Origin of the sequence: Streptomyces sp. NPDC004542 (assembly GCF_040610035.1) — a bacterium.
Lineage (GTDB): Bacteria > Actinomycetota > Actinomycetes > Streptomycetales > Streptomycetaceae > Streptomyces.
This window is the reverse complement of the sequence record NZ_JBEXLP010000131.1, coordinates 1-14,981: the sequence shown is the minus strand read 5'-3', so window position 1 is coordinate 14,981 and position 14,981 is coordinate 1. Positions and strand designations below refer to the sequence as shown.

Here is a 14,981-nt window from a genome sequence, read left to right as displayed (position 1 = left end):
ATCTCGGCCGGGAAGTTCGGCAGCGTCGACAGATCATTCCCGAACGACGCCGTCTCCGACGTGAACCGGTCACCCGTGAGCTGCATACCGTCACCGGAATCACCCGCGAACCGGATGACCACCCGGTCCACAGTGCGGATCTCCTTGGCGGGCGAGGGCGCCTTCGCTGGCGGCGCGGTGGTTTCCACTGACATACGCGTGTCGGCTCCTGTCGGTCCGGCGGACAGCCCTGGTGTCGGTGCGGACGGGTCGTACCCCCGGCCAGAGGCTAGGCAGGAGTGTTAGAGGGGCGCTTGTGCGGACCCACAGCCGGACGGTCGACCGCCGTCGATCAGCGACTGGACGCGGCCACCTCGCGTCCTTCCGGCACCCGGACCGGTTCCTCGAGCTGATGCTGGGCAGGGTGCGGCCCGTGCTCGGCACGTGAGGCTCAGTGTCCTTCCGCCTCACCGTGCGGGAGCTCGGGCAGGCCCGTCAGACGCAGCACGACCGGAGCGGTCGTGCCGGGCAGCGACGCCGCCTGCGCGGCCTGCCGGTGGCGCAGCCGGGCCGTGCTCCGGTCGCCCCGGGCCTCGGCGACGCGGGCGAGTCCGGCGAGGGAGCGCACCCGGGTGCCCAGACTCCTGACCCAGCGGCTGTCCAGCCGCTCCAGGGCCTCGCCGTACAGGCGCTCCGCGGTCTCCGCATCGCCCTCCAGCAGTGCGAGGTCGGCGAGTCCGCGCCGGGCCGCCGCCAGGCAGGCGGGGCTGCCGGTGCGGCGGGCGAGATCCGCCGCCCGGGTGTAGTCGGCGCGGGCGGCGGCGGGGGCGGTGCCGGCCAGGTGGTCGCCCCGGGTGACCAGGAGATCGGCGGTGTCGGCGCCGGCGCCGAGCTGCTCGGTGAGGGCGAGTGCCCGGTCGGTGAGCGCGACCGCTTCCCCGTGGTCGCCCCGGGCTCCGGCCTAGACGCAGTGCGACGGCCCGGCCGATGCCCCGCGACGCGCCGGTCACCAGTGCTGTCCTGCCGTTGAGCTCACCCATGGTCCCGCTCCCGTCGGTGTCCGCCCGGTCCCCTTGTGGAGCCGGTGCGGACACCACAGTGGCGAGCGGCGCTCACCGGGTGCTCACCACCGGCTCACCGATCGGTGCGGGCCGCACTCGAGTCGCGCACGAGCCGGTTTCCGGCGCCCCGGGCTTCCGTGATGGTTCGGTGGTGCGGTTCGGCCCCGTCACGTCGCGCACGACACTTCTCGCGCCCCGCGGCAGGAGTACCGACCCGGGTCGTTGATGAGTGCGGGATGAATGAGGTGCGTCATGGGCAACAGCTGGTTCGAGACCGTCGCACACGCCCAGCGCCGGGCCAGAAAGAGGCTGCCGAAATCGGTCTACGGGGCCCTGCTGGCCGGTTCGGAGGCCGGTGTGTCGTACCGCGACAACACCACCGCGTTCGGGGAACTGGGCTTCGTCCCCCACGTGGCCGACCTGCCGGGCGAGCGGCACACCGCGACCACGGTGCTGGGCCAGGACGTCACCCTGCCGGTGGTCATCTCCCCGACGGGCGTTCAGGCGGTCCATCCCGACGGCGAGGTGGCCGTCGCCCGCGCCGCCGCCGCGCGCGGCGTCGCCATGGGCCTGAGTTCCTTCGCGAGCAAGCCGGTCGAAGAGGTGGTGGCGGCCAACCCGAGGACCTTCTTCCAGATGTACTGGATGGGGTCGAAGGACGCCATGATCCGGGCGATGGACCGGGCCCGGGCCGCCGGCGCGGCCGGGCTGATCGTCACCCTCGACTGGTCCTTCTCCCACGGCCGCGACTGGGGCAGCCCCTGGATTCCGGAACAGCTCGACCTCAGGGCGATGGCCAGACTGGCGCCGCAGGCGCTCTCCCGTCCGGCCTGGCTGCTGGAGTACGCCCGTGCCCGCAGTCTCCCGGACCTGACGACCCCCAACCTGGCCGGCCCCGACGGCACCGCCCCCACCTTCTTCGGCGCGTACGGGCAGTGGATCGGCACCCCACCGCCCAGCTGGGACGACATCCGCTGGCTGCGGGACGAGTGGCAGGGCCCGTTCCTGCTCAAGGGCGTCTCGCGCGTCGACGACGCCCGGCGGGCGGTCGACGCGGGGGTCACCGCCATCTCGGTGTCGAACCACGGCGGCAACAACCTCGACACGACCCCCGCCCCGATCCGGATGCTGCCCGCGGTGGCGGACGCGGTGGGCGGCGAGGTCGAGGTGCTGCTCGACGGCGGCGTCCGGCGGGGTGGCGATGTCGTCAAGGCGCTCGCCCTCGGCGCGCGGGCCGTGCTGATCGGCCGCGCCTATCTGTGGGGGCTGGCGGCGGCAGGGCAGGCGGGGGTGGAGAACGTCCTCGACATCATGGCCCGGGGGATCGACTCCGCGCTGCTCGGGCTCGGCCGCTCCTCGATCCACGAACTGACGCCCGACGACGTGGTGGTGCCCCCCGGTTTCACCCGGGCACCCGCCACCCGGGGCCAGGCAGCCGGGGGATGACCGAGTCCGAGCCGGCCGCGGAGCTCGCCGCCCTGCCCTGGACGCAACTCCCCGAGCGGCCCCTGGTGCTGATCCCCCTCGGCTCCCTGGAGCAGCACGGTCCTCACCTGCCGCTCGACACCGACACGGCGGTCGCCTCCGCCGTCGCGCACGGCACGGCCACACGGCTCCGCCGGCGGCTGCCGAGCGCGCACGTCCAGGTGGCGCCCCCGATCGTCTACGCCGCGAGCGGGGAGCACCAGTCCTTTCCGGGCACCATGTCGATCGGCACCGAGGCCCTGAGGTTCGTCCTGGTGGAACTCGTCCGTTCGGTCGCCCTGTGGTCCGGACGCATCGTGTTCGTCAACGCGCACGGCGGCAATCACGGGTGCCTGAGCGGCGCCGTGGGCCAGCTGGTCGAAGAGGGCCGGGACGTGGCCTGGGTGCCGTGCGAGCCGGAGGGCGGCGACGCGCACGCCGGGCACACCGAGACCTCGCTGATGCTGCATCTGGCCCCGGACCGAGTCGACATGACGCGCGCGGCGAAAGGCAACACGGCCCCCCTCGGGGCGTTGCTGCCCTCGATCCTCGCCGGTGGCATCGCCGCCGTATCGCCCTCCGGAGTACTCGGCGACCCCACCACCGCGACGGCCTCGGAAGGAGCCCGTCTCCTCGCGGCCCTGGTGGCGGACGTCGCCGGGCGCATCGCGTACGGCCGTGCGGACGCGCGTGGCCGGCTGCTCCCGGCAGGGGTGAGGGCATGACCGGGGCACGGCAGGCCGCTGCGCAGGGGGGCCCGGCGGGGACGACGTCCTCGCTCCCGGCCGGATCCGTCGTCGAACTCGGGCGCCGCGTCCTGCGCTACGACGGTGGACGCGTCCTGGTCGGAGGCTCACCACCGCGTCTGATACGCCTCGGTGAACGCGCCCTGCCGCTGCTGCGGAACGGCAGGATCCGGCTGGCCGGCCCGGCGTCCGTGCGGCTCGCGGACCGGCTCGTCGCACTCGGCATGGCGCATCCCGTCGCCGCGCAACTCCCCCCGGCGGACCTGACCGGGCTGACCGTGGTGGTACCGGTCCGGGACCGGGCGCCGGCTCTGGACCGGCTGCTGACCGGCATCGGGGGGCGCGTGCCCGTGATCGTCGTGGACGACGCCTCCCGCGACCCGGACGCGGTGGCCGAGACCGTCGCGGCCCACGGAGCCCGTCTCATCGCCCTGCCGGAGAACCGCGGCCCGGCGGCCGCCCGCAACGCGGGGTTGCGGCAGGTCGGCACGCCCTTCGTCGCCTTCGTCGACTCGGACATGGTCGTCGGCCAGGACACGCTGCAGATGCTGCTGCGCCACTTCCACGATTCCCGGCTGGCCCTCGTCGGGCCCCGGGTCCTCGGCCTGCACGACACGGACACGCCGGACCGGGGCAACTGGATCGCGCGCTACGAGGCGGCCAGGTCCTCGCTCGACCTGCACACCCATCCCGCGCTCGTGCATCCCCGCGCCCGGGTGTCGTGGCTGCCCAGCGCCTGCCTCGTGGCGCGCGTCGAGGCGCTCGGGTCCGGGTTCACCGAGACGATGCGCGTCGGGGAGGACGTCGACCTGGTCTGGCGACTGGCCGCCGAGGGCCACCGGATCCGCTACGACCCCTCCGCGACCGTGCGTCACGACCACCGCACCCGGTTCACCGACTGGCTGAGCCGCAAGGCGTACTACGGTTCCGGGGCACACACCCTGGCCGTCCGGCACGGATCCGCGGTCGCCCCGGCGACGCTCACGCCCTGGGCGGCGGTCCTGGCTGCCGCGCTCCTGGCGCAGCGGCGCTGGTCGGTACCCGTGGCGGCCGCGGTGCTCACCGCGGTGGCCCGCGGCTACGCTCGCAAGGTCCCCGCGGACAGCACCGGTGCGGGGCGCATCGCGGTGTCCCTGACCGGATGGGGCGTCGCCGCGACGGCGGAGCAGACGGCGGCGCTGCTGCTGCGGCACTGGTGGCCGCTGAGTGCCGTCGGCTGTCTCGTCTCCTCCCGCGTGCGCCGGGCGGTCGCGGTGGCGGCGGTCGTCGACGGCGCGCTGGACCACAGGCTGCGCGCCCCCGCGCTGGATCCCGTCCGTTTCGTACTGGCACGACGCCTGGACGACCTCGCCTACGGTGCGGGGGTGTGGGCGGGGGCGCTCAAAGGACGGTCCCCGCGCTGTCTGCTCCCGGAGATCCGCAGGTCGCGGACGAGGCGGGGCTGAGCGCCCCGCCCCGGGTACCCCTGACTTTGTAGGGGTGGTCTTTTCGCGGAGGTCTGACAGCATCTCTCCCAGGACGACGACTCTCGCCGTGGAGGTGCTGGACAGTGCGCCCAGGTCCCGTTGGGTTCGACCCGTCACGTCCTCACCGTTGTTCGCCGAGTGTCGCGGTGCGGGCGGAGGCGTTCGGCGCGCTCGTCTATCACTTCGGGACTCGTCGGCTGTGTTTTCTGAAGAGCCCCGAACTCGTGCGGATCGTCCAGTCGTTGGCCGACTTCGCCGATGTGCACTCCGCATTGGACGCCGCGGGGGTGGCCGATGCGCGGCGGAACGCGTATCTGCGGACTCTGGGCGGCCTGGCCGACAGTGGTGTGATCGAGCCCCGTTCCGGCGCAAGGGACTGCTGGGAGAGTGTCGCGTGAGACTGGTCGAGCACTTCGAGGCCGGGCTGGACGCCCCCATCTGCCTCACCTGGGAACTGACCTACGCCTGCAATCTGGCGTGTGTGCACTGCCTGTCGTCGTCCGGCCGGCGTGATCCGCGGGAACTGACCACGGCGGAGTGCCGGGCGGTGATCGACGAACTGGAGCGGATGCAGGTCTTCTACGTCAACATCGGTGGCGGTGAGCCGACGGTGCGCCCGGATTTCTGGGAGCTGGTCGAGTACGCCACCGCACATCACGTCGGGGTGAAGTTCTCCACGAACGGGGTGCGGATCACACCGGAGCGCGCCCGGTGGCTGGCCGGCAGTGACTACGTGGACGTGCAGATCTCGCTCGACGGGGCGACCGCCGAGGTGAACGACGCGGTACGAGGGGCCGGTTCCTACGACACCGCGGTGACCGCGATGCGGCGGCTCGCGGACGCCGGGTTCCGCGGCTTCAAGATCAGCGTGGTGATGACCCGTCAGAACGTCGGCCAGCTGGACGCGTTCAAGGCCCTCGCCGACGGGTACGGCGCCCAGCTGCGCATCACCCGGTTGCGGCCCTCCGGGCGGGGCGCCGCTGTGTGGTCCGAGCTGCATCCCACCGCCGCTCAGCAGCGGACGCTGTACGAGTGGCTGCTCGCGCACGGGGAGGGGGTGCTGACCGGGGACTCCTTCTTCCATCTCAACGGGCTCGGGGCGGGCGCGCTGCCGGGGCTGAACCTGTGCGGGGCGGGGCGGGTGGTGTGCCTGATCGATCCGGTCGGCGATGTCTACGCCTGCCCGTTCGCCCTTCACGAGTCCTTCCTCGCCGGCAATGTCCGTGCGCCGGGAGGCTTCGCCGGCGTGTGGCGGGAGTCGGAGCTGTTCGCCCGGCTGCGTGCTCCGCACGGCGGTGGCGGGTGTGCGGAGTGCTCGGCGTACGACGCCTGCCGGGGCGGTTGCATGGCCGCGAAGTTCTTCACGGGACTGCCGCTGGACGGGCCGGATCCTGAGTGTGTGAAGGGCCGTGCCGAGGGGGCGCTCGCCTCCGTCGGCGCCGGGGCGCTGCCGCGGCCCGGCAGTGACCACTCACGCCGGCCTTCCCGTCCGGTACCGGTCGCCATCGGCTGGGGGCCGCCGCGGGAGGCGGCGGGGGTGGCGGAGCGGGCCTGTGACGCCAGTCCGCTGGCCGGCTTCACACCTGGTGGCTGAGCGGGGCCGTCAGCCGTCGGTGGGCCGGCCGCGGGGCAGGGCGGCGATCCGGGCTGCTCGAGGACCGGTGCCGAGCCCGGGTGCCCGGCGGTCCGCGTCCGGAACGTCCATCCCGAACACGGGACGTCGCACATTTCGCGCAGTCCACGAGGACGGTGGCCCTCTCGGCGTCGTCCCGCCGGTCCTCCAGGAGGTGCCGGGCCCCCGTGCGGGCTCGAGCTCGGGCTCGGGCTCGGAAAGACCCTGCGTGGCATGAGTCTTGCGGCCACCCACCTCGGCAACGGGTCCAAGGGGCTGGAGCCGGCCGAGGCCCCCGCCGTGGCCACCGCCGTGGCCGCCGCGCGGCGGGCCCGCGCCTGGTGGCGTTCCTGCACGGGCAGCAGGCGGCGGGGGCCGCGATGACCGACGGCCGGCGCACGGCCGTGACACGGCTGCGGGAGACCGGGACGGCGCACTCCCGCGCCGGCAACCGCCGGGCTGCCGTGCGCGGTCACGGCACGGGTCAGGCGCGGCGCAGTGTGATGTCGCCGCTGGTCGTGGTGATGTCGACGGTGATCTCTCCGAACCCGTCGGCGGGGGCGCCGTGGGCGAGGTCGCCGTGGCGGTCGCCGCTGTTGGTGCGCAGGGTGGGGCGGACCCCGACGCCCTTCTCGACGCCGACGGTCACATCGCCGGAGGACGTGGTGGCGTGGAGGGTGCCGGTGCGCACGGTGCCGATACGTACGTCGCCGGAGCCGGTCTCGACGTGGACGTCCTGGTCGGCGGTGCCCAGGCGCAGGTCTCCGCTGGCCGACGTGCCGCGGACAGGGCCGGCCGTGTGGCCGACGCGCAGGTGACCGGAGCGGATGGTGTAGGTGAGGGAGCCGCCGACGGTGCCGAGCTCGACGTCACCGGAGGTCGCCTCGAGTCGTACGTCGCCGGTGATGTGGTCGGCTTTCACGCCGCCGGAGCCGCTGTCGGCCGCGAGTGAGGCGAGCCGGCCGTGTGCTTCGAGGTCGGCGGAGTGGGAGGCGTAGGTGAGGGCGGAGTTCGCCGGCACGGTGACACGGAGGCGGACGCTCCCGTCGGTCCAGGCGCCCGCCTGTCCGTTGCGGACGGTGAGGACACCGGCGTCGAAGCGCACTTCGGTGCGTTCGGCGGCCTTGCGGTCGCCGGGCCGCCAGGACGCGGCCGGGGTGACGTCGACGGTGACGGTGGGGCCGTCGCCGGTGTGGACGGCGCAGCGGCCGCCGGAGACGTGGAGGTGTGCGGTTACGGGGCCGTCTGCCGTGAATTCGTACACTGCACCTTCGCCAATCGTCGGTCGCGGACGTGCGAGCCCGCGTGGGGGGGGGTGGGGCCTCGACGGCCGCCCGGCCGGCGCGGTGTCGTCCGGTCCATGGGCGGACGTCGTCGCCATCGGGTCAGCCTAGGCCGGGCGGTGACGGACTCGGCACCCCTAATGAACCCCAGATTCCGCATGCGGGGGCGCGGAAGGGGGGCATCCCCGACGGCGGCGGAGCGGTGCGGTGCGCGGGCGTGGCCGATGGCGCACGCCCCCTATCTTCCGGCGCGCACGGCTGAGTCGGATGCCCTGGGCGCGGGTGGCGGCGCCCTTGGAAAGAGCAGGTCAGGAGGGTAGGGGGGAGGCTAACCCCCCTGTGTTGGCGGGGGTTGTCTCCCCTGAGGATGCGGTACCTGGCAGGCTTGTGAGGGTCGGCGGGCCGTCTTCAGACTCGGCTGCATGACGATTTCCACCGACGCCTCGGTAGCGGCCCCAACGCCCGCCGTGCGTCCTCGTAGGTCCGGTCCCGACTCAGGCAGCGACTTCGCCCGACTGTCCCAGCGCATCGCCGAGGCGGGTCTGCTGCGGCAGCGTCCCGGCTACTACGCGGTGCGGCTCACCCTGGTGGTGGGGCTGCTGGCAGCGGGGTGGGGAGTGTTCGTCGCGCTGGGCGACACCTGGTGGCAGCTGGCGGTCGCCGCCTTCATGGCGCTGATGTTCGGTCAGGTCGCCCTGGTCACCCATGACCTGGCGCACCGCCAGGTCATCCCGCGGCGGCGTCCGAGCGAGGTCTGGGGGCGCGTGTTCGGCAATCTCGGTATCGGTATGAGCTACGGCTGGTGGATGAACAAGCACACCCGTCACCACGCCAACCCCAACCATGAGGAACTCGACCCCGACGTCGCGCCGGACATCCTGGTGTGGTCCACCGAGCAGGCCCGCGAAAGCCGGGGGCTCCCCCGGCTCATCGGTGGTCACCAGGCCTTACTGTTCTTCCCGTTGCTGACGCTGGAGGGGTTCAACCTGCATGTGGCGAGTGTGCGGGCGCTGCGTTCGCCGTCGATGAAGAGCCGGCTGCTGGAGGGCTCCCTGCTCTTCGCGCACATCGCGCTGTACCTGTCGGCGTTGTTCTTGGTGCTCTCCCCCGGCAAGGCGGTGGCGTTCCTCGCCGTGCACCAGTGCCTGTTCGGGGTCTACCTGGGGTGCACGTTCGCTCCCAACCACAAGGGGATGCCCACGTTCACGGGGGACGAGCGGCCGGACTTCCTGCGGCGCCAGGTGCTCACCTCCCGCAACGTGCGCGGTGGCCGGCTGACGGATGTGATGCTCGGCGGGCTCAACTACCAGATCGAGCACCACCTGTTCCCGAGCATGCCCAGCCCGCATCTGCGGCGGGCCCAGGTCATCGTGCGCGCGTACTGCGCGGAGATCGGCGTGCCGTATCACGAGACCGGGCTGATCCGGTCCTACCGCGAGGCCCTCACGCATCTGCACCGGGTGGGGGAGCCGATCAGGCGGCAGCGCAGGACGCGCTGACGGTCGTACACACGACGGTGAAGACCCCTATCCCCACCCTGACCGGGGAGATAGGGGTCTTCGCGCCTTCTGGCGTCCCTCCGGCGTGGCTAGTGTCGAGGCCAGGTCGGCACCGCTGTCCGACCGTCCACCCCGGTGAGGAGTTCCCGTGTCCGAGACTGCGCGTGACAGCGAGGCTGTCGAGGTGCCCGCGGCCGAGGACGCGGACATAGAGCAGGACCTGCTCGTCGAGGAGGTCTCCATCGACGGCATGTGCGGCGTCTACTGACGCGTCGCCGTCACGGAATGGATGCCCTTCTCCGTCCGCCGCGATCCGTGGGGGCGGTCATTTTGGCATGTCTGCAGGGGATGTGACGGGCGCTTCGCCGAGGGCGCCCGCTGTGGGTTCACCACCGTCGACTCCTTTGCCTGGCACACGAGTTGTTCGGCCTACTCGGTTGCGGTCGGCGAGCACGATCTGTACAGTCGTCTTAATCGTAAGTATGTATTAAACGCTCGTCTAGGAGACGATCATGTGGGAGACCACGCAGACCGCCGAGACCGCCGCGGCACCGCAGGCGGTGTGGAGCTGTTACGAGGACCCGGCGACATGGCCGAGCTGGAATCCTGACCTGGTCGCGATCGAGCGCACGGGCCCCTTCGCCGCCGGCACCACGGGCACCGTGACCAACGAGGGCCGTCCGCCGGTGCCGTTCACGCTGACCGCGGTGGAGCCGGGCACCGGCTTCACCATGGAGACCCGTCCCGGCGGCGGGCTGGTCGCACAGTCCGTCTGCCACCTCACCCCGCTGGAAGGCGGCGGCACGCTGATCACGCACACCATGCGGCTCGACGGTCCGCCCGCCGACCAGGTCGGCGCCGCGCAGGGCCCCCTCCTCACCACGGGCCTGTCGGCCGGCGTGCTGAACCTCGCCAAGCTCGCCGCCGGCTAGGCCCTGTCGGGCATCGCGCGGCGCTTCCGCCCCGAGCGGGAGCGCGGCGGCCCCGGCCGGTACCACAAGGCCCCGGCCTCCCCCCACCGCTCAGCCTTCGCGCCACGCCACACCGGACGACCGGGGGCGCCTGCGACGGCGTGTCCCCTACAGCAGTCGGTGACGCAACCGGGTTCGCGACCCGCGCGCCGACCTCTCGAGTGAGGAGAGTCCGTCGTGAAGAAACGGACCATCGCGATCACAACCCTGATCGTCGCGCAGTTCATGGACCTGGTCGACACCACGATCACCAACGTCGCACTGCCGTCCATCAAGAAGGACCTGCACGCCACCGACGCCCACCTCGAATGGATCATGGCGGGCTATCTGCTGGCCTTCGCCGTCCTGCTCATCACGGGCGGCCGCCTGGGCGACATCTACGGCCGCCGGACCGTGTTCCTCATCGGTGTCGCCGGCTTCGGCGCCACCTCTCTGTGGGCCTCCGCCGCCGACACCGGGCAGCTGCTCGTGGCGGCCCGCGTGGTGCAGGGCGCGTTCGCGGGCGTGATGGTGCCCCAGGTCCTGTCCTCCGTCCAGGTCATGTACGAACCCGCCGAACGCGGCAAGATCTACGGCCTGATCGGCGCGATCAGCGCCCTCGGCTCCGTCGTCGGTCTCATCGCGGGCGGCTGGATGGTCGGCGCCGACCTGTTCGGCCTGGGCTGGCGCATCGTCTTCCTGGTCAACGTGCCCGTCTGCCTGCTGCTGCTGGCACTCGCGGGCTTCTTCGTCCCCAACAGCCGCTCCGAGGACCCGCTGAAGCTGGACCTCCTCGGAGTCGTGCTCGCCGCCTCCGGGGTCTTCCTCATCGAATTCCCGCTGATCGACGGACGCATGGCCGACTGGGCGCCGTGGATCTGGGGCATGCTGGCCGCCGCCCCGGTCATGGTCATCGCCTTCATCCTGCAGCAGCGCGCGAAGACACGGCGCGACGGCTCGGCCCTGCTGCCGCTGAAACTGTTCTCGGACCACGGTTTCAGCAGCGGTCTGGTCGTGCAGATCCTGTTCTGGATGGCCAACGGCGGTTACATGATCGCCCTCGGCTACTACCTGCAGATCGCCCTCGGCTTCTCTCCGCTGGCCACCGGTCTGACGATCTTCGCCATGACCGTCGGCTCGCTCCTCGTCACCCCGGCCGGTGCGCCGCTGGCGAAGAAGTTCGGCAAGTACGTCATCTTCGCGGGCGGACTGATCCAGGCGGCCGCGTTCGTCTGGGCGATCTGGGCCGTCCACGACCAGGGCAAGGACCTGTCCGGCTGGGACCTGGCGCCCGCCCTCGGCCTCTCCGGCGCCGGCATGGTCCTGCTGATCGTGCCGCTCCTGGACGAGGCGCTGCGCAGCGTCCCGCCGGCCTCCGCGGGTGCCGCGTCGGGTGTCTTCACCACCTTCCAGCAGGTCGGCTACTCGATGGGCGTGGCCGTCGCCGGTGTCGTCTTCTTCAACACCGCCGGCGACAGGCCGACCTTCGGCACGTACAACGACGCCGTCACCTACGGCCTGTGGGTCACGGTCGCCGCGTTCGCCCTGTCGGGCCTGTGCGCGCTGTTCATGCCGAAGCTGCGGCCGCACACAGACCCCGCGACCGCCGGAGCGCAGGGCCGGGGACAGGGGCAGGGCGCGGAGGCGGTTGCCTCCGGACGGTGAGCCTGTGAGCTGATGACCGGGTAGTACACGGGTCGGTGCCCCCTGCCGGTGCACCGGCCGGTGCTCCGGCAGGGGGCACCGCACCGCATCGCACCGCGCGAGGGCGGGGTGCCGGACCGCAGGAACGGTCCGGTGCCCCGCCCTTCGGCTGTCCGCCGCGGTACGGGGAGCGGGCGGTGCGGGCGGGAGTGGGCGGTGCCGACGGGAGCGGACGGTGCCGGCGGGAGTGGGAAGTGCGGACGGGAGCAGGCGGCGCCAGCGGGAGCGGACGGTGCCGGCGGGTCCGTACAGGTGCCGGCGGGAGCGGACGGTGCCGACGGGTCCGTACAGGTGCCGGCGGGAGCGAACGGTGCCGACGGGAGCGAACGGTGCCGACGGGTCCGTACAGGTGCCGGCCGGAGCGAACGGTGCCGGCCGGAGCGGACGGTGCCGGCCGGAGCGAACGGTGCCGGCCGGAGCGAACGGTGCCGGCCGGAGCGGACGGTGCCGGCCGGAGCGAACGGTGCCGACGGGTCCGTACAGGTGCCGGCCGGAGGGAGACCGGTCGTTCTCCGGCGGGTCACGCCGCGGCAGCCGCTACGAACGGATCCTGCCGTCGGCACCGCGCATCCGCTCCGCCCGCGCGGAGCAGGGGCGCGGGGTGGTCGCCATGGGCCCGGTGTGCGGGCGGAGCCGACGATGACGCGCCCGCGCCCGGCATGCGGGACGGGCTGAGGGCACAAGTGAGCAGCCGGGGGTGGTGCGGGCCCTTCGCGGGGTCCGCACCACCCCCGGCTGACGGGTGGTTTCCTGGGGTGGCTCAGCCTGCCAGGGCGTGGAAGCCGCGGCGGAAGTAGACGGCCGGGGGCGCGTCGTGCAGGCGGACGTCCTGGACGCGGCCGACGAGAATCGTGTGGTCGGCGACGTCGTGACGGACGTAGGCCTCGCACTCCAGTACCGCGGCGGCCTCCTGGAGGACGGGGTGGCCGGCCGCGTTGGCCCGGAAGTCGCCCTGGCCGAACTTGTCCGCGCCCCTGGTGGCGAACCGGGTGGCCAGGTCCGCGCGGCGGGACGGCACGACCTGGATGACCCACGAGCGTGCCTTCTCGAACGCGGCGTGGCACTGGGCGGTCCGCGCCAGGCAGACCAGTGCCAACGGCGGATCGACGGACAGCGAGGTGAACGACGTGGCCGTGAAGCCGCGCCACCCGCCCTGGTCGTCGGTGGTGGTCACGATCGTCACACCGCTGGGGTACGAGGCCATCGCCTCGCGGAACCGCTCCGACAGGTCCGCGGCGACGTGCACGGCGGGCGTCATCCGATTACCTCCTTCGTACCCGGGCGGGCCTGCCTGCCGGCGAACCCACGCCTCACTTGCCGTTCTTGACGACCGCGCCGCCGTCCACGCGCATCTGGGTGCCGGTGACGTATCGCGACTCGTCGGAGGCGAGGTAGGTAACGGCGTGGGAGATGTCGATCGGCTCGACGTACGGGATGGGCATCGCCTGCACCATGCCGAAGCCGGGCTCCGCGTCCTGCTGGACCGGGTGCTCCAGGTCGGGCCGGAACACCTTGTACATGGCCTCGTTGTGCAGCATCGGGGTGTTGACGTTGGTCGGGTGCACCACGTTGATCCGCAGGCCGCGGGGGGCCAGGAACGGCGCGAACCAGTTGGTGTAGTGCCCGAGCATCTGCTTGGTGAAGGCGTAGCCGATGCCGCCGGGGCCCATGCCGCCCGGGTCGCCGCCGTACGACGCGAAGTAGGCGGCGGCCGACCCGATCAGGATGATCGAGGCGCCCTCCTGAAGGTGCGGCAGCGCCGCGTGGACCGTGTTCAAAGTGCCGCTGAGGTTCACGTCGACGGCCTCGGTGAACGCGCTCAGCGGACGGTCGGCGCCGACCGGGCCGATGGCCGCGTTGGCCACGACCACGTCCAGCCGGCCGAGCTCGGCGACACCCTCGTCGATCGCCTTGCGCAGCGCGGCACGGTCGCGGATGTCGGCCAGCTTGGTGACCACGCGTCGGCCGGCCTTCTCCACCAGGCGGGCGGTCTCCGCCAGTTCCTCGGCGGTGCCCAGCGCGTACCCGACGACGTCGATGTCCTCGCCGAGGTCGATCGCGATGATGTCGGCGCCTTCCTCGGCCAGACGCACGGCGTGGCTGCGTCCCTGCCCGCGTGCCGCACCGGTGATGACGACGACCTTGCCTTCTACCCGGCCCATGGGGCCCTCCAGACGTTTTGCTGTAGTGACATGACGGACGGCGGCCCGGCCAGGCGGGCCCGGGGCGGGCCGGGCAGGCGCTGAACTGCCAGAAGGCATGAAGGGCCGGACAGAAACGCTCACTGCGGCCTCGCGACGCGCCATGCGCCGACTCGAATTCTTTGTACCGTTCCCCTGTCGCGAAGAGGCCGGACGCGTCCCCCTATTCGTCGTCGGCGCGCTTTCTTAGGGGGCTTGAGGGTGCTGTGGCCGAGGCGGGCCGACACAATTCGTCGGGCCGCTTAAGGGACTTGTTAGGGGTCACGGTCATCACCCGCTGTCCTACGGTTTTCCACACGGCGACCGGATTTCGAGAACAACAGTATTCACGACCTGACACGGGGAGTGGGAAAACCGTTATGGCCAACTCCGACCAGCGGCTTGTCGAGGCACTTCGGGCCTCCCTCAAGGAGACCGAGCGACTGCGCGGACAGAACCGCAGGCTGTCCGCCGCCCAGCGGGAGCCGATCGCGATCGTGGGGATGGCGTGCCGGTACCCGGGGGGCGTGGTCTGTCCGGAGGACCTGTGGCGGCTGGTGGCCGACGGCGTCGACGCCGTGTCGGAGTTCCCCGCCGACCGCGGCTGGGATCCCGCCGTCTACGACCCCGAGCCCGGCCGGGCCGGCAAGACGTACGTACGCGAAGGCGGATTCCTGCACGGTGCCGCCGACTTCGACCCCGCCTTCTTCGGCATCAGCCCCAACGAGGCGCCGGTGGTGGACCCCCAGCAGCGGCTGCTGCTGGAGACCGCCTGGGAGGCGGTGGAGCGCGCCGGTATCGATCCGCTGTCCCTCAAGGGCAGCCGCACCGGCGTCTTCGCCGGGATCATGTACCACGACTACCCGTACAGCAGCGTCGCCGGATCCATCGCCTCCGGCCGGGTCGCCTACACGCTCGGCCTCGAAGGTCCGGCGGTGAGCGTCGACACGGCGTGCTCGTCGTCGCTGGTCGCGCTGCATCTGGCGGTGCAGGCGCTGCGTTCCGGCGAGTGCTCGCTCGCCCTCGCCGGCGGGGTC

General features: G+C 72.3%; 16 protein-coding genes. 11 read left to right on the top strand and 5 right to left on the bottom strand.

Annotated elements, in window-relative coordinates; all coding sequences use genetic code 11:
• Together ABZX30_RS35795 and ABZX30_RS35790 are read right to left on the bottom strand one after the other, a co-directional pair.
• Positions 1-188 (bottom strand): hypothetical protein (locus tag ABZX30_RS35795; RefSeq protein ID WP_355941921.1); only part of this gene is annotated, 188 nt, incomplete at its 3' end.
• 242 nt (positions 189-430) lie between these two features.
• On the bottom strand, positions 431-607 hold the full coding sequence (locus ABZX30_RS35790) for a hypothetical protein (RefSeq protein ID WP_355941918.1): 177 nt from the start codon (positions 605-607) through the stop codon (positions 431-433).
• A 685-nt stretch (positions 608-1,292) separates the two neighbouring features.
• On the opposite strand from ABZX30_RS35790, the gene mftD reads away from it, so the two are divergent.
• The 6 genes from mftD to ABZX30_RS35760 all read left to right on the top strand — a co-directional run bounded on the left by mftD (position 1,293) and on the right by ABZX30_RS35760 (position 6,712).
• Positions 1,293-2,486: a pre-mycofactocin synthase MftD gene (mftD, locus tag ABZX30_RS35785; RefSeq protein ID WP_355941915.1), complete on the top strand. Its 1,194-nt coding sequence runs from the start codon at positions 1,293-1,295 to the stop codon at positions 2,484-2,486.
• A complete protein-coding gene (gene mftE, locus ABZX30_RS35780; protein WP_355941912.1) occupies positions 2,483-3,229 on the top strand; it encodes a mycofactocin biosynthesis peptidyl-dipeptidase MftE in 747 nt (248 codons plus the stop codon). The genes mftD and mftE overlap by 4 nt, the downstream gene beginning before the upstream one ends.
• On the top strand, positions 3,226-4,695 hold the full coding sequence (mftF, locus tag ABZX30_RS35775; protein ID WP_355941909.1) for a mycofactocin biosynthesis glycosyltransferase MftF: 1,470 nt from the start codon (positions 3,226-3,228) through the stop codon (positions 4,693-4,695). The genes mftE and mftF overlap by 4 nt, the downstream gene beginning before the upstream one ends.
• 104 nt (positions 4,696-4,799) lie before the next feature.
• Positions 4,800-5,114 carry a mycofactocin biosynthesis chaperone MftB gene (gene mftB, locus ABZX30_RS35770; protein ID WP_355941906.1) on the top strand — a complete coding sequence of 105 codons (315 nt, stop codon included), beginning with the start codon at positions 4,800-4,802 and terminating at the stop codon, positions 5,112-5,114.
• Positions 5,111-6,310, top strand: coding sequence for a mycofactocin radical SAM maturase (gene mftC / locus ABZX30_RS35765; RefSeq protein WP_355941903.1), 1,200 nt, complete (start codon positions 5,111-5,113; stop codon positions 6,308-6,310). Before mftB ends, mftC begins: the two co-directional genes overlap by 4 nt.
• 252 nt (positions 6,311-6,562) lie before the next feature.
• Positions 6,563-6,712, top strand: coding sequence for a hypothetical protein (locus ABZX30_RS35760; RefSeq protein ID WP_355941900.1), 150 nt, complete (start codon positions 6,563-6,565; stop codon positions 6,710-6,712).
• A gap of 100 nt (positions 6,713-6,812) precedes the next feature.
• Here the strand turns inward: ABZX30_RS35760 and ABZX30_RS35755 are convergent, their stop codons facing one another.
• A complete protein-coding gene (locus ABZX30_RS35755; protein WP_355941897.1) occupies positions 6,813-7,592 on the bottom strand; it encodes a DUF4097 family beta strand repeat-containing protein in 780 nt (259 codons plus the stop codon).
• Positions 7,593-8,033: 441 nt separating this feature from the next.
• Here ABZX30_RS35755 and ABZX30_RS35750 point away from each other — a divergent pair, with 441 nt between their 5' ends.
• From ABZX30_RS35750 to ABZX30_RS35735, 4 genes are all read left to right on the top strand, one after another.
• Entirely contained in the window at positions 8,034-9,110 is a 1,077-nt protein-coding gene (locus tag ABZX30_RS35750) for an acyl-CoA desaturase (RefSeq protein WP_355941894.1), read from the top strand.
• A gap of 148 nt (positions 9,111-9,258) precedes the next feature.
• Complete coding sequence (gene mftA / locus ABZX30_RS35745; protein ID WP_355941891.1) at positions 9,259-9,378, top strand: mycofactocin precursor MftA; 120 nt, start codon at positions 9,259-9,261, stop codon at positions 9,376-9,378.
• A 244-nt stretch (positions 9,379-9,622) separates the two neighbouring features.
• A complete protein-coding gene (locus tag ABZX30_RS35740) occupies positions 9,623-10,042 on the top strand; it encodes an SRPBCC family protein (RefSeq protein WP_355941888.1) in 420 nt (139 codons plus the stop codon).
• A 216-nt stretch (positions 10,043-10,258) separates the two neighbouring features.
• Positions 10,259-11,725: an MFS transporter gene (locus ABZX30_RS35735; protein WP_355941885.1), complete on the top strand. Its 1,467-nt coding sequence runs from the start codon at positions 10,259-10,261 to the stop codon at positions 11,723-11,725.
• Positions 11,726-12,524: 799 nt separating this feature from the next.
• Here ABZX30_RS35735 and ABZX30_RS35730 read toward each other — a convergent pair.
• Positions 12,525-13,022 (bottom strand): flavin reductase family protein, encoded by a 498-nt coding sequence (locus ABZX30_RS35730; RefSeq protein ID WP_355941882.1) that lies wholly within the window; start codon positions 13,020-13,022, stop codon positions 12,525-12,527.
• Positions 13,023-13,074: 52 nt separating this feature from the next.
• Entirely contained in the window at positions 13,075-13,926 is an 852-nt protein-coding gene (locus ABZX30_RS35725) for a mycofactocin-coupled SDR family oxidoreductase (RefSeq protein WP_355941879.1), read from the bottom strand.
• A 398-nt stretch (positions 13,927-14,324) separates the two neighbouring features.
• On the opposite strand from ABZX30_RS35725, the gene ABZX30_RS35720 reads away from it, so the two are divergent.
• Positions 14,325-14,981, top strand: a 657-nt coding sequence (locus ABZX30_RS35720) for a beta-ketoacyl synthase N-terminal-like domain-containing protein (RefSeq protein WP_355941876.1), incomplete at its 3' end; no start/stop codon positions are given.